The 16,544-nt window shown below is 40.5% G+C and carries 21 protein-coding genes; 19 read left to right on the top strand and 2 right to left on the bottom strand.

Annotated features, from left to right (window positions below):
- Positions 1-443 precede the first annotated feature (443 nt).
- Both FC81_RS03935 and motA read right to left on the bottom strand, forming a co-directional pair.
- Positions 444-1,202 (bottom strand): OmpA/MotB family protein, encoded by a 759-nt coding sequence (locus tag FC81_RS03935; protein WP_057743193.1) that lies wholly within the window; start codon positions 1,200-1,202, stop codon positions 444-446.
- Positions 1,203-1,218: 16 nt separating this feature from the next.
- On the bottom strand, positions 1,219-1,998 hold the full coding sequence (gene motA / locus FC81_RS03930; RefSeq protein WP_057743191.1) for a flagellar motor stator protein MotA: 780 nt from the start codon (positions 1,996-1,998) through the stop codon (positions 1,219-1,221).
- Between the two features lie 486 nt (positions 1,999-2,484).
- Between motA and flgB the strand changes: the two genes are divergently transcribed.
- The 19 genes from flgB (at position 2,485) to flhB (ending at position 16,531) form a co-directional block, all read left to right on the top strand.
- Positions 2,485-2,859, top strand: a complete 375-nt coding sequence (gene flgB / locus FC81_RS03925; RefSeq protein WP_057743189.1) for a flagellar basal body rod protein FlgB — start codon at positions 2,485-2,487, stop codon at positions 2,857-2,859.
- Positions 2,860-2,876: 17 nt separating this feature from the next.
- The gene (flgC, locus tag FC81_RS03920) at positions 2,877-3,320 is read left to right on the top strand and encodes a flagellar basal body rod protein FlgC (RefSeq protein WP_057743187.1); all 444 of its coding nucleotides are present in this window, start codon (positions 2,877-2,879) and stop codon (positions 3,318-3,320) included.
- 18 nt (positions 3,321-3,338) lie between these two features.
- A complete protein-coding gene (gene fliE, locus FC81_RS03915; protein ID WP_057743186.1) occupies positions 3,339-3,662 on the top strand; it encodes a flagellar hook-basal body complex protein FliE in 324 nt (107 codons plus the stop codon).
- 23 nt (positions 3,663-3,685) lie between these two features.
- Positions 3,686-5,263: a flagellar basal-body MS-ring/collar protein FliF gene (gene fliF / locus FC81_RS03910; RefSeq protein WP_057743184.1), complete on the top strand. Its 1,578-nt coding sequence runs from the start codon at positions 3,686-3,688 to the stop codon at positions 5,261-5,263.
- Between the two features lie 16 nt (positions 5,264-5,279).
- Entirely contained in the window at positions 5,280-6,284 is a 1,005-nt protein-coding gene (gene fliG, locus FC81_RS03905) for a flagellar motor switch protein FliG (protein WP_057743182.1), read from the top strand.
- A complete protein-coding gene (locus FC81_RS03900; RefSeq protein ID WP_057743180.1) occupies positions 6,268-6,999 on the top strand; it encodes a FliH/SctL family protein in 732 nt (243 codons plus the stop codon). The genes fliG and FC81_RS03900 overlap by 17 nt, the downstream gene beginning before the upstream one ends.
- Before the next feature lie 5 nt (positions 7,000-7,004).
- Complete coding sequence (fliI, locus tag FC81_RS03895) at positions 7,005-8,348, top strand: flagellar protein export ATPase FliI (protein WP_057743349.1); 1,344 nt, start codon at positions 7,005-7,007, stop codon at positions 8,346-8,348.
- A 39-nt stretch (positions 8,349-8,387) separates the two neighbouring features.
- Positions 8,388-8,789, top strand: coding sequence for a flagellar export protein FliJ (locus tag FC81_RS03890; RefSeq protein ID WP_057743179.1), 402 nt, complete (start codon positions 8,388-8,390; stop codon positions 8,787-8,789).
- 38 nt (positions 8,790-8,827) lie between these two features.
- Positions 8,828-10,678 (top strand): flagellar hook-length control protein FliK, encoded by a 1,851-nt coding sequence (locus FC81_RS03885; RefSeq protein ID WP_057743177.1) that lies wholly within the window; start codon positions 8,828-8,830, stop codon positions 10,676-10,678.
- Positions 10,679-10,695: 17 nt separating this feature from the next.
- The gene (locus tag FC81_RS03880) at positions 10,696-11,121 is read left to right on the top strand and encodes a flagellar hook capping FlgD N-terminal domain-containing protein (RefSeq protein WP_057743175.1); all 426 of its coding nucleotides are present in this window, start codon (positions 10,696-10,698) and stop codon (positions 11,119-11,121) included.
- An 8-nt stretch (positions 11,122-11,129) separates the two neighbouring features.
- On the top strand, positions 11,130-11,498 hold the full coding sequence (locus FC81_RS03875) for a flagellar protein (RefSeq protein ID WP_057743346.1): 369 nt from the start codon (positions 11,130-11,132) through the stop codon (positions 11,496-11,498).
- Positions 11,499-11,579: 81 nt separating this feature from the next.
- Positions 11,580-12,443, top strand: coding sequence for a flagellar basal-body rod protein FlgF (flgF, locus tag FC81_RS03870; protein WP_057743173.1), 864 nt, complete (start codon positions 11,580-11,582; stop codon positions 12,441-12,443).
- 73 nt (positions 12,444-12,516) lie between these two features.
- The gene (locus FC81_RS03865; RefSeq protein ID WP_057743171.1) at positions 12,517-12,723 is read left to right on the top strand and encodes a flagellar FlbD family protein; all 207 of its coding nucleotides are present in this window, start codon (positions 12,517-12,519) and stop codon (positions 12,721-12,723) included.
- Positions 12,724-12,743: 20 nt separating this feature from the next.
- A complete protein-coding gene (locus tag FC81_RS03860; RefSeq protein ID WP_057743169.1) occupies positions 12,744-13,244 on the top strand; it encodes a flagellar basal body-associated FliL family protein in 501 nt (166 codons plus the stop codon).
- An 18-nt stretch (positions 13,245-13,262) separates the two neighbouring features.
- A complete protein-coding gene (locus tag FC81_RS03855; protein ID WP_057743168.1) occupies positions 13,263-13,628 on the top strand; it encodes a flagellar biosynthetic protein FliO in 366 nt (121 codons plus the stop codon).
- 20 nt (positions 13,629-13,648) lie between these two features.
- Complete coding sequence (gene fliP, locus FC81_RS03850) at positions 13,649-14,392, top strand: flagellar type III secretion system pore protein FliP (protein WP_187327406.1); 744 nt, start codon at positions 13,649-13,651, stop codon at positions 14,390-14,392.
- Between the two features lie 17 nt (positions 14,393-14,409).
- On the top strand, positions 14,410-14,673 hold the full coding sequence (gene fliQ, locus FC81_RS03845) for a flagellar biosynthesis protein FliQ (protein WP_057743164.1): 264 nt from the start codon (positions 14,410-14,412) through the stop codon (positions 14,671-14,673).
- 22 nt (positions 14,674-14,695) lie between these two features.
- Positions 14,696-15,454 (top strand): flagellar biosynthetic protein FliR, encoded by a 759-nt coding sequence (locus tag FC81_RS03840; protein ID WP_057743163.1) that lies wholly within the window; start codon positions 14,696-14,698, stop codon positions 15,452-15,454.
- Between the two features lie 9 nt (positions 15,455-15,463).
- Complete coding sequence (gene flhB / locus FC81_RS03835; protein WP_057743161.1) at positions 15,464-16,531, top strand: flagellar biosynthesis protein FlhB; 1,068 nt, start codon at positions 15,464-15,466, stop codon at positions 16,529-16,531.
- Positions 16,532-16,544: the final 13 nt, after the last annotated feature.

Genomic DNA, 16,544 nt, shown 5'->3' with positions numbered 1-16,544 from the left:
TTAAGCCATTTGAGGTGGCTTAGCTCCTTTTTTTGCTAGGAAGAACAAATAAGGCTGAGGATAACAGAGGGTAAAATGAACGTTATAAAATAACTTTATTCATACTGACAGAGTGAACTAAATTAGAAGTGGACAGCCGATTGTAGAAATTACTATCAAGAGGAGAAGTTAGGTTTGAAACCATTATTGAAGAAAGCTATTAGTTAGTGGTAAAAGTGTGAGACAAGGCGATAGGTATTGAGCTTTTAGAGATAAGTAATGAGTAATAGTATGGAGTGTTTTGTAGTTAGCCAGATACAACTAGTTGGTGGAATGTATTGAAGCTACACTGAATAAATAGCTAACAAAAAGAAGGCGGCAAAACAAAAGTTTTGCTGCCTTCTTTTTAGAACTATCTTTAGCTGCTAATTTAGCAGAGAAATTTTTTGAGCTAACAAGGTCTGCTAACTGTTAACCCGTTGGATAATTACTTCAACACGTCTATTTTGTGCACGTCCGTCTGAAGTATCATTTGAAGCCTTAGGTTTGTTTTCGCCATAAGCTTGAATTGAGACATTATTTTCAGCAAAGACTTTCTTAGAGACAAAAAAGTTCATTACAGAGATTGCCCGTTCAGCACTTAGGTTCCAGTTAGACGCAAACCGACCATTTTTTCTAATAGGAACATTATCTGTATAACCAGCAATTATAACGGGATTATTGCTTAGAGTTTGCAAGTGCGGTGAGAGCCCGTCTAAGCCTTTTTGCACTTCAGGAGTGAGATCTGCACTGCCTGAAGCAAATAGCGCGTTACTATTCATCGTTATATGGATCCCATCACTTTGTAAAGTGACACTAACGTCGTTTTGTAAATTAGCTTGTGTAAAATCAGTCTGTAATTGCTGCTTTACATTCTCCAGTTGTTTGGTTTCCAATTGGCGCCGCGCTTGGGCTTCTTGGGCCAACGCGTGGGCTTCACTACTGGAGTTTTTTCCTTTTTCCTGTTTTACAACTGCTTTGGTTCCGATAATTGAATCGGATCCGGGGCCAGAACGTGTGGAGAGGATAGAGTTGAATTCAGTTTTGATTTGCTGAAATTTCTTATCGTCAACTTTTGCCATTGCAAATAAAACGATGAATAGTGCCAGCAGAAGTGTCAGCATATCGGAATAAGGCAGCAGCCAGCCTTCGTCAACTTCTTCTTCTTTTTTCTTCTTCTTCAATGGTTTTCAACACCCCTTATTCGTCTTCTTTATCTTCCTGATCACCACGGTCACTCGGACCAAGCATGCTAAACAGTTTCTTTTCGATACTCTTAGAAGATTGCCCAGCTTGAATTGCCATAACTCCTTCAAGGATAATCGTTAATGCTTGCATTTCCTGTTCAGACTTAACAGTTAGACGCGAGCTGAACGGGATCAAGATAACATATCCGAAGAAGATCCCAAAGAGGGTTGCGACAAAGGCAGATGAAATTGATTCACCCAATGCATTAACGTTATTTAAGTTGCCCAATGCACCTATTAAACCGATAACAGCGCCTAAAACACCAAGTGTTGGTGATGTACTGCCGGCCGTTTTGAAGATTCCTGCTCCAACACGGTGCCGTTCTTCAATTCCGTCGATTTCATTTTCCATGATTTCACGAATCTGTTCAGGTTCAATTCCATCGACGACCATTTCAAGACCTGTTTTTAAAAATGGGTTTTCTAAATTTTGGACTGGATCTTCCAAGGCCAAGAGACCATCGCGGCGGGCTGTGTTAGACATTTCAACTATTTCTTGAATAATACCCACATAGTCATAATGCTGGTTCTTCACCAAGACGCCAAATATCTTGGGGATTCTTTTTAATTCCTTGCTAGGATAAGAATTGATGATAGCGGCAATTATTCCGACAAAGATAATGATAACCGCTTCAGGGTTAATTAAAACGGCTATGCTCGCACCTTTGGCCACCATCCCAACTACGATAGCACCAACTCCTAAAAATATTCCGATGAATAAGAACAAGTCCATTACTGATTCCTCCTAAAACTAAGTGACAATACATGCATATACGTACTGTATCGGTTGAAATATTCTAAAACTTAAGGCGGATGTTTTATAACCATAATTCTAGTCTTGAATTTAGCGGGTAATAAATAACGGATAAAGTAATAATCAATAGGCGAAAAACGCTTTTAACGTTTGTAAATGAGTTATATTACATCCTTTTAAGTATAAAATAATGATTACTATTAGAAATAAGAATAAAATATTCTCAATATTATACGTTTATGCGAACGGTACTATAAGTTAGATTTTAATTAAGAACTAGACTTCTTTGTGTTTGTTCTTATAAGATACCTTGTTTTGAAAGCATTTTTGATATTGAAAAAAATTTTACTTTCAAGTATACTTTCCTAAGTATTGTTGAAAATAAACTTTATTAAATGTAAAATGTTAAATATTATCAGAAAAATAAATAAAAGTCTTTGCTAATTAATTACAGGAGGAAACCAGATGGCTGCATATGATTTATTAAAACAGGCGATGGATGTTTCAACAACACGGTCACAGCTTATCTCAAGCAATATTGCGAATGTGAACACAGCTAACTATAAAGCTAAGCGCGTTGATTTTGAAAACCAGTTGAATAAAGCCATGGGAGCAGATGGCTTTAAATTGGCAACAACGAATAAGAAACATCTCCAAGCATCAGAGACTGTAACACCTGCCATTACGACAAACACCGATACAAGTGTTAAGAAGAACGGCAATAATGTTGACTTAGATGTTGAGATGATGAACCAAGCTACTAATGGTTTGTACTATAGTGCTTTGGTTTCACAGTTGAATGGACGTTACCAGATGATGAATTACGTCTTGAATCACTAGAGAAGAGGTAGAAACTGATGAGTATTTTTAACGGCTTAGCAATCAACACAAGTGGCTTAGCATTGGAACGATTAAAGCTAGATACGATCTCAACTAACATCGCGAATGTAAATACAACGAGAACCCCTGAAGGTGGACCGTATAAGCGCAAATCAGTAGAGTTTGCTGAGAACCTAAAGAATGCGCAAGGAACAGATGCTACAGGAACACAGCTGCAAGGATCACCCCAAAGTTATGGGGTTAAAGTAACAGGCATGCAGACAGATAATACCGAAAAGACCAGCTATGATCCTTCCAATCCAGATGCGGATCAAAACGGTTATGTCAGAATGTCGAATGTAAATATGGCCGATGAGATGGTTGACATGATCCAGGCTATGCGGACATATGAAGCTAATACTTCAGCTGCTGAGATGAACAAAACAATGCTGAAGAAAGCATTAGAGATATCGAAAGAATAAGGGAAATGAGGGTGGAACATGGACGGACTAAGTAGTGCTTCAGGTTTACAGAACTACCAGAAAACGTTAGCTACTGCAACTGATTTGAATAAATCTTCTGTTTTAGGAACACAAGATAGTGGGAAACAGTTTAGCGATTATCTAACAAATGCAATTTCTGGTTTGAATAACAATATGAAAGTTATGGACCAAGGAACGACTGACATGATTAGGGGAGATCAGAGTGATTTAGGGAGTATTATGACCAAAATGACTGAGACCCAATTGTCGCTGCAAACAGCGGTTCAGGTACGAAACAAGTGCCTCGATGCATATAACGATCTCAAGAATATGCAATTCTAGGCTCTATTGGGGGAAATGACTAAGTGTTTGATAAATTGAAAGACGGGTTTGGCCGGCTGAAAGATCGCTGGCAATCCCAAAGTCGTATAAAAAAAATATCGTTGTCGCTTGCTCTGATTAGTATCTTTGTTGTTATTGGTATTGTTTATTATCTGAATACCCGTGTTCAATATGGAGTGTTGTTTACAGACTTGAGCGATGCAGACGCGGGAACAGTTACAAAAGAGCTAGAGAACGAGAATGTTCCATACAAGCTGACTGATGATGGAAAGACGATCATGGTTGATCAAACTAAAGTGGATCAAACCAGAATCGACTTGGCCGTAGATAATAAGTTACCAAGTAGTTCTACTGGATTTGAACTTTTTGATAACACGAATGTAATGACAACGGATGAAGATCGCAAGGTGATGTACCAACGGGCAGTGACGGGTGAACTAGAGCGTGCTATTGAGTCACTTAACGAGGTTCAGAAGGCCAAAGTAATGCTGGTAACACCTAAGCAGAGTGTTTTCGATGATGATGGAAAAGAAAAGAAAGCCAAAGCATCAGTTGTTTTGACGCTTAAGGGCAGTGGGATCTCCGACTCTGCAGTACAAGGAATCGTTGCTTTGACAGCAGGGGCAGTTGAAAACCTTAGTCCACAAAATGTAAAAGTCGTTGATAGTAATGGACAGGTGTTGTCTGGCGGAAGCAGTGAAGACAATCAAATGTCGAACTACAGTACAAAATATATGGGGATTAAAAAAGCCTACGAAAAGATGCTTGAAGGCAAAGTTAATAAACTTTTGCAACCTATATACGGTACTAACAAGCTTCGTGTGTCAGTCAACCTTGATTTGAATTTCGACTCGATCGAAAGAAAAATGGTTACATATAACAATCCTAAAATCAGAAGTGAAAATGTTCAAACGACCGGAAATGGTCAAGGAACACAAAATACACAGACTGGTGAAGCAAATAATAATGCGTCTAATGTTACAGGAAGTAGTAGCAGCAGTAACAATAACGGTTCTTATAGTCGCAGTGTTAATAATGAATTGGATACACAGACAACTAAGGTTATCAGTGCTCCCGGGTCTATTAGACGAATGACAAGCTCGGTTATTGTTAACGGGGATTTATCGCCAGAAGACCAAAATCAGATCAAAACATTGATCTCCTCAGCTATTGGTTTTGACCAGAATAGAGGGGATGCAATCAATGTTCAAGGAATTGATTTTGTCCATCACCGGAAGAAGACAAATGATAATACGAAGACTAAGAAGAAAAAAACAAATACCTGGCTGTATGTCGGCATTGGAGCAGGTGTGCTTGTCTTATTAGGAGCAATCTTAGCGACGGTGCTTCTTATCCGGAGAAGACGTAAAAACGCTGAAGAAGAGTATTACGAAGATGAAGCAGATGTAACACAGCCAGAAGTTGAAGAAACACCAGCAGTACAACCAGCAGAGCCATCAGCTGAAGAGAAAAAGGCCAAGGCTCTTACGGCTAAACGAGAAAAAGAACAAAAAGACAAGGATCAAAAGGCCAAAGAATACGCTGATAAACATCCTGAAGAAGTAGCTGATCTGCTTAAAGCGTGGATGAAAGAAAAATAGATGTGAGGTAAGCGGAATGGATTCAATTGAAGGTATAAAAAAAGCAGCAATCTTATTGATTTCGCTTGGGTCGGAAACATCATCTAAGATTATGAAGTTGCTTCCGGAAAGCTTTATCCAGAAAGTAAGTTATGAGATTGCTAACACGGATGCGGTCAGCCCTGACCAGCGTGAAAAGGTACTAGAAGAGTTTGTAAACACTGCGGCAGCTAAACAGTATGTATTGGATGGTGGGATTGATTATGCAAAAAACTTGCTGAACCAAGCCTTGGGACCGCAAAGAGCTAAGGAGATCATTGATCTTTTAAACCAGATCCAACTACGGGAACGGCCTTTTAATATCGCACGCAAGGCTGATACACAACAGCTGGTCAATTTACTGGTCGATGAACATCCACAGACAGTTGCTTTGATTATGTGTTATATGCAGCCAGATAAAGCAGCTGAAGTTTTGTCACAATTTCCAACGGATTTTCAGGTAGATGTTGCGGAACGGATCGGGACGATCACAAGCACATCACCCAAGATCGTTAAACGAATTGAGAAAGTTATTGAGAATAAATTTTCAAATTATGCTGAGAATGATACTGAGAATGTCGGCGGGGTACATACCCTTGTAGATATTTTGAATTCAGCTAGTCGTAGTACTGAGAAAAATATTATTAATGATTTGGATGTTCGCCAGCCTGAGTTGGCAAGTGAAGTTAAGGCTAGCCTCTTCACCTTTGAAGACATTATCACACTTGAGAAGATGGATGTTCAAAAGGTCTTGCGCGATGTTGATAATGATGTTCTTGTATTGGCATTGAAGGGCACCACAGATGATATTCAGAGCTTTATTTTCGAGAATCTCTCCAGCCGTGCGGTTGAGAACTTGAAGGAGGAACTTGAATTCATGGGACCAACACGTCTATCAGCTGTTGAGGAAGCACAGCAGACGATTGTTGGAGTTATTCGTAAATTAGATGAAGCCGGTGAGATCTATATCGGAAGAGGGGAGCAGGATGCAGTTATCAAGTAATAACCTGTTGAAGCAAACCAATATTTCTAAGAATAAGAAAACAAAAGCGATCGTCACGAAAGCTGAGATCCCTAAGCCGCACATTAAGAAAAAAAAGGTAGAAGACACTGGTGGGGATACCGCAGCGGTTTTAAGTGATAGTCAGAAAAAAAGCATGGAGATCATTAAGCAACAGATCCTTGGCAGTGCACAGAAAGAAGCCAGCCAGATCAAAGAAGTTGCTTATAAGGCGGGGCAGGAAAAAGGATATCAAGATGGTTATGAAGCAGGGATGCTTGAAGGTCAAAAGGCTGCGCAAGCTTTAACTGAACAAGCACAGGCTAATCTAACAGAAACAATTGCCAGTACAAAGGATTATCTTGCTGCAGAGCAAAAAAAGATTATATCTTTTGCAGTTGAAATGGCTGAAGTACTAGTAAAACATGAGTTGGATGAAAAACCGGAAGAATTGATGCCCTTGCTTGAGCCAATCCTGTTCAAACTTGAAAAACCAGACCAGGTTATTACGATCCATGCTCATCCACGGTATCACGAAGTTTTAGTGAAAAAGATGGAAGCTAAGAAAAAGGAAATAGCTAATTTACGGTACATCGTGTTGGATAATGCAAGCCTTTCAGCATATGAAGTAACAGTTGAGTCGACGGAATCGTTGGAGACATTTGATTTGCAAGAAGAGTTGCACAAATTTCTGCAGCAAGTAGAAGAAACTGAGTGATTATTATGAAATTTAAGTTAAATCTGAATGATTATCTTGAACAAGCTAAAGAACATGACTTTTATACTTCTTACGGTAAAGTCAGTGAAATCGTTGGTTTGATTATTAAGGTCGAAGGTCTGGACGTCTTTATGGGTGAGGTTTGTCAGGTGCTGCTTAGCGGCGGCAAGAAGATTGCTCTAACCGAAGTCGTCGGTTTTATCAAAGAGACGGTTCTGTTAATGCCACTAGATGAACTTGAAGGGATCGGGCCCGGTTGCCTAGTTAAAGCGACGGGAAAAGTCCTGACAGTTAAAGTCAACGATGATTTGTTAGGGCACACGCTTGACGGCTTAGGGCGTCCGCTTGATAAGAATCTTGATCGAAGCCAAATGACGGACTATCCAGTTATCCAAGATTCGCCAGATCCATTCGAACGTAAAAAGATCGAGACGGTTTTGAGTACTGGAGTTCGAGCGATCGATGGGCTACTGACAGTTGGCGAAGGCCAACGAATAGGTGTCTTTGCAGGAAGCGGTGTTGGAAAAAGTACGCTGTTGGGGATGATTGCCAAGTACTGTGAGGCAGATGTCATTGTGATCGGTCTAATTGGTGAACGTGGTCGTGAAGTACGGGAATTTATCGAAAATGACTTGGGGCCAGAGGGGTATCGCAAGTCGGTCGTTGTGTGTGCAACTTCTGATATGCCTCCACTGGTTCGGCTAAAGGGTGCTCACGTTGCGACAGCGATTGCTGAGTATTACCGTGACCAAGGCAAAAAAGTTGTCTTGATGATGGACTCAGTAACGCGTTTTGCGATGGCACAGCGTGAAATAGGCTTATCAACAGGTGAGCCACCAACAACGAAAGGCTACACCCCATCCGTTTTTGCTGCTTTACCTAAACTGCTTGAACGTAGTGGAACGTCTAGTAAAGGCTCAATCACAGCCTTTTATACGGTCTTAGTTGAAGGTGATGATATGAATGAACCAATTGCAGATGCTGTTCGTGGGATTCTTGATGGTCATATCATTCTTTCGCGTAAAATAGCGGCACACAATCATTATCCAGCGATCGATGTGCAAAATAGTTTAAGCCGGCTGATGAAAGCATTGGTCGATGAACAACATTACCAACATGCGAGTGAACTGCGCGAGAACATGTCTGTCTATGCAGATTCAAAAGATTTGATTGATATTGGCGCGTATAAAGCTGGCTCTAATGCAGTTATTGATTATGCCATCTCTTTACATCATCCGATTGATGATTTTCTCTGTCAAAAGGTTGATGAACATGCAGAGTATCAGCAGACATTAAGTCAATTAAATAGTTTATTTGATGAAACAGCATCGTTAGAGAGTCGGCAGTAACTATTGGGGGGATAACTTATCAAACGTTTTAAATTTTCGTTGGAGAATATTCTTGAATTTCGTAAACAAAATGAACAACAGGTCAAACAACGATATACGGTTCTACAACATGCACTGGCAGATAGGGAAGAACAGATGGTGCAGTTAGGAGCTGAAAAATTCAACCTAATGGATGTTAGTGAATTATCGGTTGGAAGAATGCAGGTTCAACAGCGTTATCTTATTGAATTAGATCGGCGTATGGGAGAGATCAAGACAGAGTCGCTTGATCTCCAGGCTAAGGCAGAGGCTGCTTTGCAAGAGGTCATCCAGGCACAGCAAGAACGAAAAGTACTTGAAAAACTGGAGGAGAAACAACGGGTAGTGTATCTCCAAGAGGTTAAGCATGAAGAACAAAAGCAGCTCGATGAGATGGGGAACCGCCCTAAAATTGCTTTTTAAGTTTGAAGTTTATTTTTAATTTGAAAGGAGGTGAATAAATGCAAAAAATTAGTGCAAAGGATGTTATGGCGATGCCGGCTAAACAAGCGGGACTCAAGACCGACACGACTAGGAATCAACCTGAAAACTTTAAGCAACTGCTGCAACAATTTAATGCGGCGAAGGATGATCCGAAAGATCAACAGCAAGCAGTTAACGGTAAGACAACTTCTAAGAAGCAAATAACGAAGACAGCTGATTCTCAAGAACAGCAAACAAGCCCAGTAGATGAGAAAGATAAAGAGAAGCTGAAAGATACACCAGCTGACTTAATTGCCGGAGCTGCTTTTAATACTACTGCTGATATCCAAGTAGCCCCAACTGCGGATCTTAAAAAAGGACAAGTCCAAGTTGCTGATGGAACAGAAGAAGTTGCTAAGACTACGGGGCAGACCGACCAACATAAGCAACAACAAGCAGTTGTAAATGCTGTTAATGAACCGACCGCCATAATATCTGGTGATAAAAAAGAACAATCAAATGAAGTTGGGAAGACTCCAACTGTGAGTGGTGAGCAACCACAAACAACTACTGCGTCAGCTAGTGTTAAGCCAACCGGCCAGCAAGCAGATGTCAACAAGGCACAACAGTCTGAGTCTGAAAACGATAAGCAGAAGTTAGTTACTGATAAGGCAGTTAGCAAAGAAGAGACAGCCGTTCAGGATTTGCCAGCAGCTGCTACAGTTAAAGAGACTATCTCACCTACTGAGCCGACAATTAAAGGTCAAACTGCTGCGGCTGATAAGGAAAATCAAACATTGGCAGTAGCAGGTGCTAAAGTTCAAACTGACAGCACGCCAGTAAGTGATAAAACTGCTAGTCCAGCTAATACAGCTGGTAGTACCCAAGCTGGAGCAGCCGCTAAAGCAGTGTCACAGCCTGATAATGCTGCCAATAAGGTTGGGGAAAATCCAGACTCTAAAGCAGCTAATACGCCGGTGACAAAACAAACAACCGTACCACAAACTGTTGAAGGCAGTAACAACCAAGGTGAAAAAGTTTCAACTGAAAAAAATTCTAAAGCGGGAATTATTAAATTAAGCGAAAATAATGGTTCACCAGTAGCACCAACGATAGTTTCAGATAGTACACAATCTGCACCTTCTATACCACAAAATAAAGCAGAAAAAGTTTCTGAAAAAATTTCTGCGCCAGTTGAAATACAAGCTGATACGGATATTACTCAAAAAACAGTTATTCAGAGTACAGCCGCGCAGGCAACCGTTACGTCGCCGGAAATTATTAAACAAGTCGTAGTTGCAAAACTTACACGGGCTGAGACCCAAAATCCACTTACAGTTGATTTACGATCAGCGACGCTGACTACTCCAGCACCAGCAACTACTCCGACGGCAGCAACTATTGGGAGTAAGAATCTTTTGACGGCCGCGCAGGCATCTGAAATAACGCGACCGATTGTGCAAGGGTTAAAAACGACAGCAGCTGGGACAAGCAAGTCGATGACGTTACAATTACTGCCTGAAAACTTAGGTAAGGTCAGAGTATCATTGAGTGTTACTGATCAACAAGTTCGTTTAGAGTTTAAAGTGCAAAGCGAACATACTAAGCAGTTACTTGAATCGATCTCAACTAAATTAGAACAGGTTTTGAAGAATCAAGACGTCAGTGGAAATGACGTTACCTCAAAACCAGCTGCACCGGCAGCAAATGGTTTTGATTCATTACAGATGGACCTGATGAACCAGCAATCTTCGCAGCGCCAGTTTGGGCAGCAACTGCTTAAGCATCGAGCTAAAGGCAGTCTTTATCAAGAAAAAATGGCTGCTCAAAAAGTGAAAGAAGCACCTAAAGAAGAAAAAAGCAAAAGTACGATAAGCATTCTTGCATAATAAGGGAGGCAAAACTAATGAATAATGCAATTTCAGATGTTATTCCATCAGCTGCTGATGCGACAGCTTATAATACGACTAAGAATTCCTCGGGCGTTTCCATGGAGTCTTTTCTAAAAATTATGGCAGCTTCAATGAGTAATCCTTCAATGAGCGGGAGTGATTCGAGCAGCGGTAGTGGTGGCGGAACAGATTATGTTTCACAGCTTGCACAATTCACAACACTTGATCAGTTGAATGCGATGGGTAAGAACCTGACGAGTTCAGTAATGATCATGCAGCAACAAGAAGCTTTCAATCTTTTGGGAAAGAATGTCACTCTCAATGATGGGAGCGGAAATATTTCCGGTAAAGTCGATAAAGTACGTTTCAACAATGGATATGCCACGCTTGTTGTCAATAACAAGGAATATAGCATGAGCACATTGAATGAGGTCGGGTGATTCAAGCAATGCCAATGACGATTTCACAGGTTGACAGAACGGCAGGTACGGCACGGTATCATGGCGTTTCAGCTAAAAAGCGCCAAACAGCAGAATTATTTACTAAAGTATTAGATGAGAAGAAGCAAAGTGTTAAGCTTTCGAACCATGCACGTAAACGATTGGATACACGTAAGTTGCATCTGCAAAATGATGATTATCAACAGATTGGTGCTGCTTTAACTGAGCTGGAGAACAAGGGTAGTCGGGAATCACTACTGATGTACAAGGATATGGGTTTAATTGCTAATATCCATAATCGCACAATTATTACGGCTTTGAATAAGCAGGAGATCAATACGGTAACAAATATTGATAGTATCAAGTTTATCAAGTAATTAAATAGCTGGACTGAAAAGAAGCTATTGCGTTTTCGGAATGCTAGAAGAAAATGCAGCACATATATAGGAGGAATAATAATGTTAAGATCACTTTACTCAGGCGTTAGTGGAATGAAAAATTTACAGACTAAGATGGATGTTGTCTCAAATAACATTGCGAATGTTAATACAACAGGCTACAAGTCTAGTCGGGTCTCTTTTCAAGACATGGTTAGCCAAACGATGTCAAATGCAACTGCACCAAGTACTAATAATGGTGGGATCAATGGTAAACAAATCGGCCTCGGTGTTCAAACTGGTTCGATCGATACATCAACAGGGGCTGGGGCACCGCAATCAACTGGGAATCCAACTGACTTGTATATTGGTGGTGAAGGTTACTTTGTAGTTCGTAACAATGATGGTGCGAATTACTACACACGGGATGGTTCATTTAAGTTGGATGCTGATGGTGCATTAGTCAACTCTAACGGACTTAAAGTTATGGGTTATGCAACGACAGGGGGACCTCAAGTTGAAGGGGGGAATCCAGGTTTCAGTGGAGCAGCGAGCTCGATCACAGTGCCACCTAATGCCGGCGGACAAAACTACAGCAATAACTCATTAGCCGTTGATGAAAATGGGACAGTTAGTGCCAAATATGGCAGTCAGACTTATGTACTTGGCAAAATTGAATTAGCAACTTTCTTTAACCCAGGTGGTTTGCAAAAAATGGGTGGTAATAACTATGCTGCCACTGCCAACTCCGGGCAAGCAACACTTGGTCAGGCTGGTGCAAATGGTAGTGGTAATATCCAATCAGGCAAACTTGAGATGTCTAATGTCGATCTTTCAAATGAATTTACTGAAATGATCATCGCTAATAGAGCCTACCAGGCAAATGCACGTAGTATTACGACATCAGATGAAATGTTACAGGAATTGATCAATTTAAAGAGATAGTAAGTAATTCTAAGTAGTATTTTAGGCAAGTGTTAGTAACCAAAGTCAGCTTCTATAAAGGGAGTGGATGTATATGATTGCTTTAGTATCAATGAATGGCAGCCAGTTTTATCTGAATCCAGATTTAATCTACCGCGTTGAAGAAACTCCGGATACAGTAATAATTCTGACTGATGGCAAGACGTTGATCGTTAAACAGTCAGCTGCTGAGATCGTAGACTTGATCATTGAGTATCGGCAAAAGATTTTTCAACAGCTGCCAAAGGATACAAGAAATTAAGAGATAGAGTTGGGTGAGATATGGCAAAGGAAAATGAAGAAACAGAAGGACGTAAAAAAGGCGGGATCAAGTGGCTCATTATCATACCGTTGATTCTGATCATTGCTGTTGGCGGTGGTGTTGGGGGAACTATTCTAACTTCTAAGATCCTCTCGAATCAGAAGACTGAAGCAGCTAAGGAGAGCACCAATACAGCTAAAATATCTGGTAAGCAGGTTATTGTGCCGGTTAAGAAATTTTTGGTCAATCTGGCCAATGACGGTTCGGGAACAGACAAATATGCACGAGTCTCTCTCTCATTGCTGGTTGCAAATGATGATAACAGCAAGAGTATCAAGAAGAATACTGCGGTGGTCCGTGACAGTGTAATCAATGTGTTGCGACAGAAAAAAGCAGGAGATATTCTGAATTCGGCTGACAGTATTCCTAATTTGAAAAATGAATTGAAGGATAGTATCAACCGTGCTTATGGACAACAAATCGTTCAAGAAGTATTTGTAACAGACTTAGTTGTTCAATAGAGACTAGGAGGTCAGCTGATGGAGGTTTTTTTCTCACTAATTAAAGTAAGTGTCTTTTTACTGATTATTATCTATCTAATCAATATTTCACTTAAATACTTAAATAAATATACTAATCAGACAAATAACACTTTTCAAATTTTACGTAAGATCGCTGTCAGCAAGACCTCTTCGATCGGAGTAGTTCAGATTGTTGATAAGTATTACGTAATGAGTTTTGCTGAACAACAAAATCAAATTTTAAAAGAGCTAACGGCTGATGAAGCAGCAAAGTTTGTGGCTTCGCTCAATCAAAAGAAACAGTCAAAAGAACAGCCGGAGTTTACAGAGATCTTGAAAAAAGTTACTAAGAAGTTGGCAAATAAAAAAGGAAGTCGCAAATGAGAAAGAAAACAGCAATACTGATGACGACAGTGGTAGCTGCTTGCGGCAGTTTCAGCCTATTCCCTATTACTGCGCTGGCGATCAGTACGAATGATGTTACTTCGACAGTTAATAACTTGTTATCAAGTGGAAATGGGTCTAATCAGATTATTAATACGTTCCTGCTGCTGACACTCTTATCAGTTGCACCTATTTTGTTAGTTATGACGACTTCCTTTACCCGGATCATCATGGTCTTGTCATTTGCCCGCAGTGCTTTAGGAACGCAGCAGAATCCGCCGAACCAGGTTTTGATCGGATTGGCACTGTTTCTGACCTTCTTTACGATGAAACCTGTTTATACGGATATCTATCAAGAAGCGATCGTCCCGTATAATAAACAGGAAATTACGCAAAAGCAAGTTTTTGATCGCTCAGAAAATCGTATTAAACTCTTTATGTATAAGCAGACTAGGAGTAAAGATATCCAGTTATTTTTGGATGCGTCTAAGGATAAGCATCACTATAAAACATATAAGAAGATCCCGATGACGGTCGTGACACCGGCGTTCATCATCAGTGAGCTACGCACGGCCTTCAGTATTGGATTCTTATTGTTCATTCCATTTCTAATAATCGATATGGTCGTCTCGAGTATCTTGATGTCAATGGGGATGGTTATGCTATCGCCGGTAATGATTTCATTACCATTTAAAATTCTACTGTTTGTAATGGTAGATGGCTGGTATCTGTTGGTCGAGTCACTTATCAGAAGTTTTTACTAGGAAGTTGAGCGTGATTTATGACAGTTGAAATGGTTTTAAACGTAGTGCGTGATGCTTTTATTCGAATCATTCTGATTTCAGGGCCAGCTGTTCTGGTGGGGATGATCGTAGGATTTGTAATTAGCATTTTTCAAGCGACAACGCAGATTCAGGAGCAAACATTGAGTTTTGTTCCTAAGCTGATTGCAATCTTCATCACATTGATTCTGGCGGGAAACTTCATGCTGAATATCCTTTTAGAATTTACTAAGTCGATTTTTAAAATGATTTCTTCATTATAAGAGGATAAGGTGGGGTGAAAAAATGGTCCAAGTTCAGATGGGAGCGTTGATTCTTTGCCGGATTATGTCGTTCCTTGTCATTGGACCGGTTTTTTCGCAACGCGGGTTTCCTAACATGGCCAAGATGGTTGTTGGTTTTAGCCTAGTTATGTCGGCGTTCCCAGCAGTACATGGGTATAAAGAACTCTCGATGATCCTTTTCTCGTTAGCAGCAGTTAAGGAGATTCTGTTTGGTCTAGCCATGGGCTATCTAAGCCAGCTAGTTTTTAATGCTGTAATGATGGCAGGACAAATGATTGATTTTCAAGTAGGGTTCTCAATGGCACAGGCCTATGATACGACGATGCAAATGCTGACTTCACAATTTGGTAAGTTATATTATTGGCTGGCATTATGTGTGTTCTTTATGTTGAATCTGCACCAACAGATGATTTACGGCATCTTAGAATCATTTCGACTAGTACCGTTGGGGGCAATCGTCCTTAGGGGTTTTACAGTTGATGGAGTCGTGAAGTTATTTGCTGGAATGGCTGCAATGTCCTTGAGCTTGGCGGCGCCGTTAGTCGTCTCAGTGCTAGTTATTGACTTGGTGTTGGGAATTATCTCGCGGTCGATCCCGCAGATCAATGTTTTAATGCTGAGTTTGTCAGTTAAGACGGCTGTTTCATTAATTATTTTCTTGTTACTGCTGCCGAACTTGACTAGCTTTTTAGGGACACATTTAGCTGAGTCTATTGCTGATATGATGGAATTTGTCAGATCGATTCAACGAGCGAGGTAAGAAGTTGATATGGGAGATAAGGATGGTAAAACAGAACGCCCGACTGCCAAGCGTTTGAAAGACGCACGCAAACGAGGCGAAGTACCAAAGAGCCAGGAATTGAATGCAGCACTGGCCTTGCTGGCTTTTGCGGTTATTATGGTGCCATCATGGGAGTTTGTTCTCAATCACTTTATGCCGTATCTGATACAAATGATTCAACAAATTGGCCGGTTTCGGGTTGAATACCGCGACCTCTCAAAGGTGGGGATTCAGGCTGTATTGATGATTTTCTTATTATGCGCGCCTTTTATGGCGCTCAGCATGGCGATTGGGTATTTAGCCAACTTGATGCAGGTGGGGCTTTTATTCACAGCTAAACCGTTAAAACCGGATTTTAAGAAAATTAATCCTTGGAATGGCTTGAAACAAATGTTTGGCTTACGTTCAATCTTTAATATGGCTAAAACACTGGTAAAGTTCGGTGTGATCGCTTATTTCTGTTATCAGAAGTTTATTCAGACGATTCCCATCTTAATTAATCTTAGCTCGGTGGGGATAAATAAAATTTTGTTTTTTGTCTTGGACTTTGCCAAGGATCTTTCCTTGAAGATTGCAATTTTATTATTAGTACTCTCGTTAGCTGATTACGCATATCAGCGCTATACCCATCTTAAGAATCTGCGGATGTCTAAGCAGGAGATCAAAGAAGAGTTTAAGCAAATGGAAGGGGACCCGCAAGTTAAATCGCAACGTAAGGCGAAGTATCAGGAAATGGTTCGCAATGCAGTGGCTAATGTAAAGAAAGCAACTGTCTTGATTACTAACCCAACTCACTTTGCCTTGGCGATCAGGTATGATCCTGAAAAAGACGAGGTACCGATGCTGTTGGCAAAAGGTGCTGATCAGTTAGCGCAACGAATGAAAGCTGAAGCGCGCAAAGAACATATCCCAATGATTGAGAATCGTCCTTTAGCGCATGCTCTATATAAAAAAGTGGAACCGGGGCAGTTTGTACCAGTTGAAATGTATGAATCTGTCGCAGAAATTATTGCTTTAGTCTACCGCTTGGAAGAAGAAAGCAAAAATAAGATTTAATCGTTTGATTCAA

The sequence above is a fragment of the Liquorilactobacillus capillatus DSM 19910 genome (assembly GCF_001434915.1).
Lineage (GTDB): Bacteria > Bacillota > Bacilli > Lactobacillales > Lactobacillaceae > Liquorilactobacillus > Liquorilactobacillus capillatus.
This window is presented reverse-complemented; position numbering and strand designations above follow the sequence as displayed.

Excerpts from the sequence above, each read along its gene's own strand:
- motA (WP_057743191.1), bottom strand. The coding sequence starts at position 1,998 with ATGGACTTGTTCTTATTCATCGGAATATTTTTAGGAGTTGGTGCTATC.
- flgB (WP_057743189.1), top strand. The coding sequence starts at position 2,485 with ATGGCTGCATATGATTTATTAAAACAGGCGATGGATGTTTCAACAACA.
- flgC (WP_057743187.1), top strand. The coding sequence starts at position 2,877 with ATGAGTATTTTTAACGGCTTAGCAATCAACACAAGTGGCTTAGCATTG.
- fliE (WP_057743186.1), top strand. The coding sequence starts at position 3,339 with ATGGACGGACTAAGTAGTGCTTCAGGTTTACAGAACTACCAGAAAACG.
- fliG (WP_057743182.1), top strand. The coding sequence starts at position 5,280 with ATGGATTCAATTGAAGGTATAAAAAAAGCAGCAATCTTATTGATTTCG.
- FC81_RS03900 (WP_057743180.1), top strand. The coding sequence starts at position 6,268 with ATGCAGTTATCAAGTAATAACCTGTTGAAGCAAACCAATATTTCTAAG.
- fliI (WP_057743349.1), top strand. The coding sequence starts at position 7,005 with ATGAAATTTAAGTTAAATCTGAATGATTATCTTGAACAAGCTAAAGAA.
- FC81_RS03885 (WP_057743177.1), top strand. The coding sequence starts at position 8,828 with ATGCAAAAAATTAGTGCAAAGGATGTTATGGCGATGCCGGCTAAACAA.
- FC81_RS03880 (WP_057743175.1), top strand. The coding sequence starts at position 10,696 with ATGAATAATGCAATTTCAGATGTTATTCCATCAGCTGCTGATGCGACA.
- FC81_RS03875 (WP_057743346.1), top strand. The coding sequence starts at position 11,130 with ATGCCAATGACGATTTCACAGGTTGACAGAACGGCAGGTACGGCACGG.
- flgF (WP_057743173.1), top strand. The coding sequence starts at position 11,580 with ATGTTAAGATCACTTTACTCAGGCGTTAGTGGAATGAAAAATTTACAG.
- FC81_RS03865 (WP_057743171.1), top strand. The coding sequence starts at position 12,517 with ATGATTGCTTTAGTATCAATGAATGGCAGCCAGTTTTATCTGAATCCA.
- FC81_RS03860 (WP_057743169.1), top strand. The coding sequence starts at position 12,744 with ATGGCAAAGGAAAATGAAGAAACAGAAGGACGTAAAAAAGGCGGGATC.
- FC81_RS03855 (WP_057743168.1), top strand. The coding sequence starts at position 13,263 with ATGGAGGTTTTTTTCTCACTAATTAAAGTAAGTGTCTTTTTACTGATT.
- fliP (WP_187327406.1), top strand. The coding sequence starts at position 13,649 with ATGACGACAGTGGTAGCTGCTTGCGGCAGTTTCAGCCTATTCCCTATT.
- fliQ (WP_057743164.1), top strand. The coding sequence starts at position 14,410 with ATGACAGTTGAAATGGTTTTAAACGTAGTGCGTGATGCTTTTATTCGA.
- FC81_RS03840 (WP_057743163.1), top strand. The coding sequence starts at position 14,696 with ATGGTCCAAGTTCAGATGGGAGCGTTGATTCTTTGCCGGATTATGTCG.
- flhB (WP_057743161.1), top strand. The coding sequence starts at position 15,464 with ATGGGAGATAAGGATGGTAAAACAGAACGCCCGACTGCCAAGCGTTTG.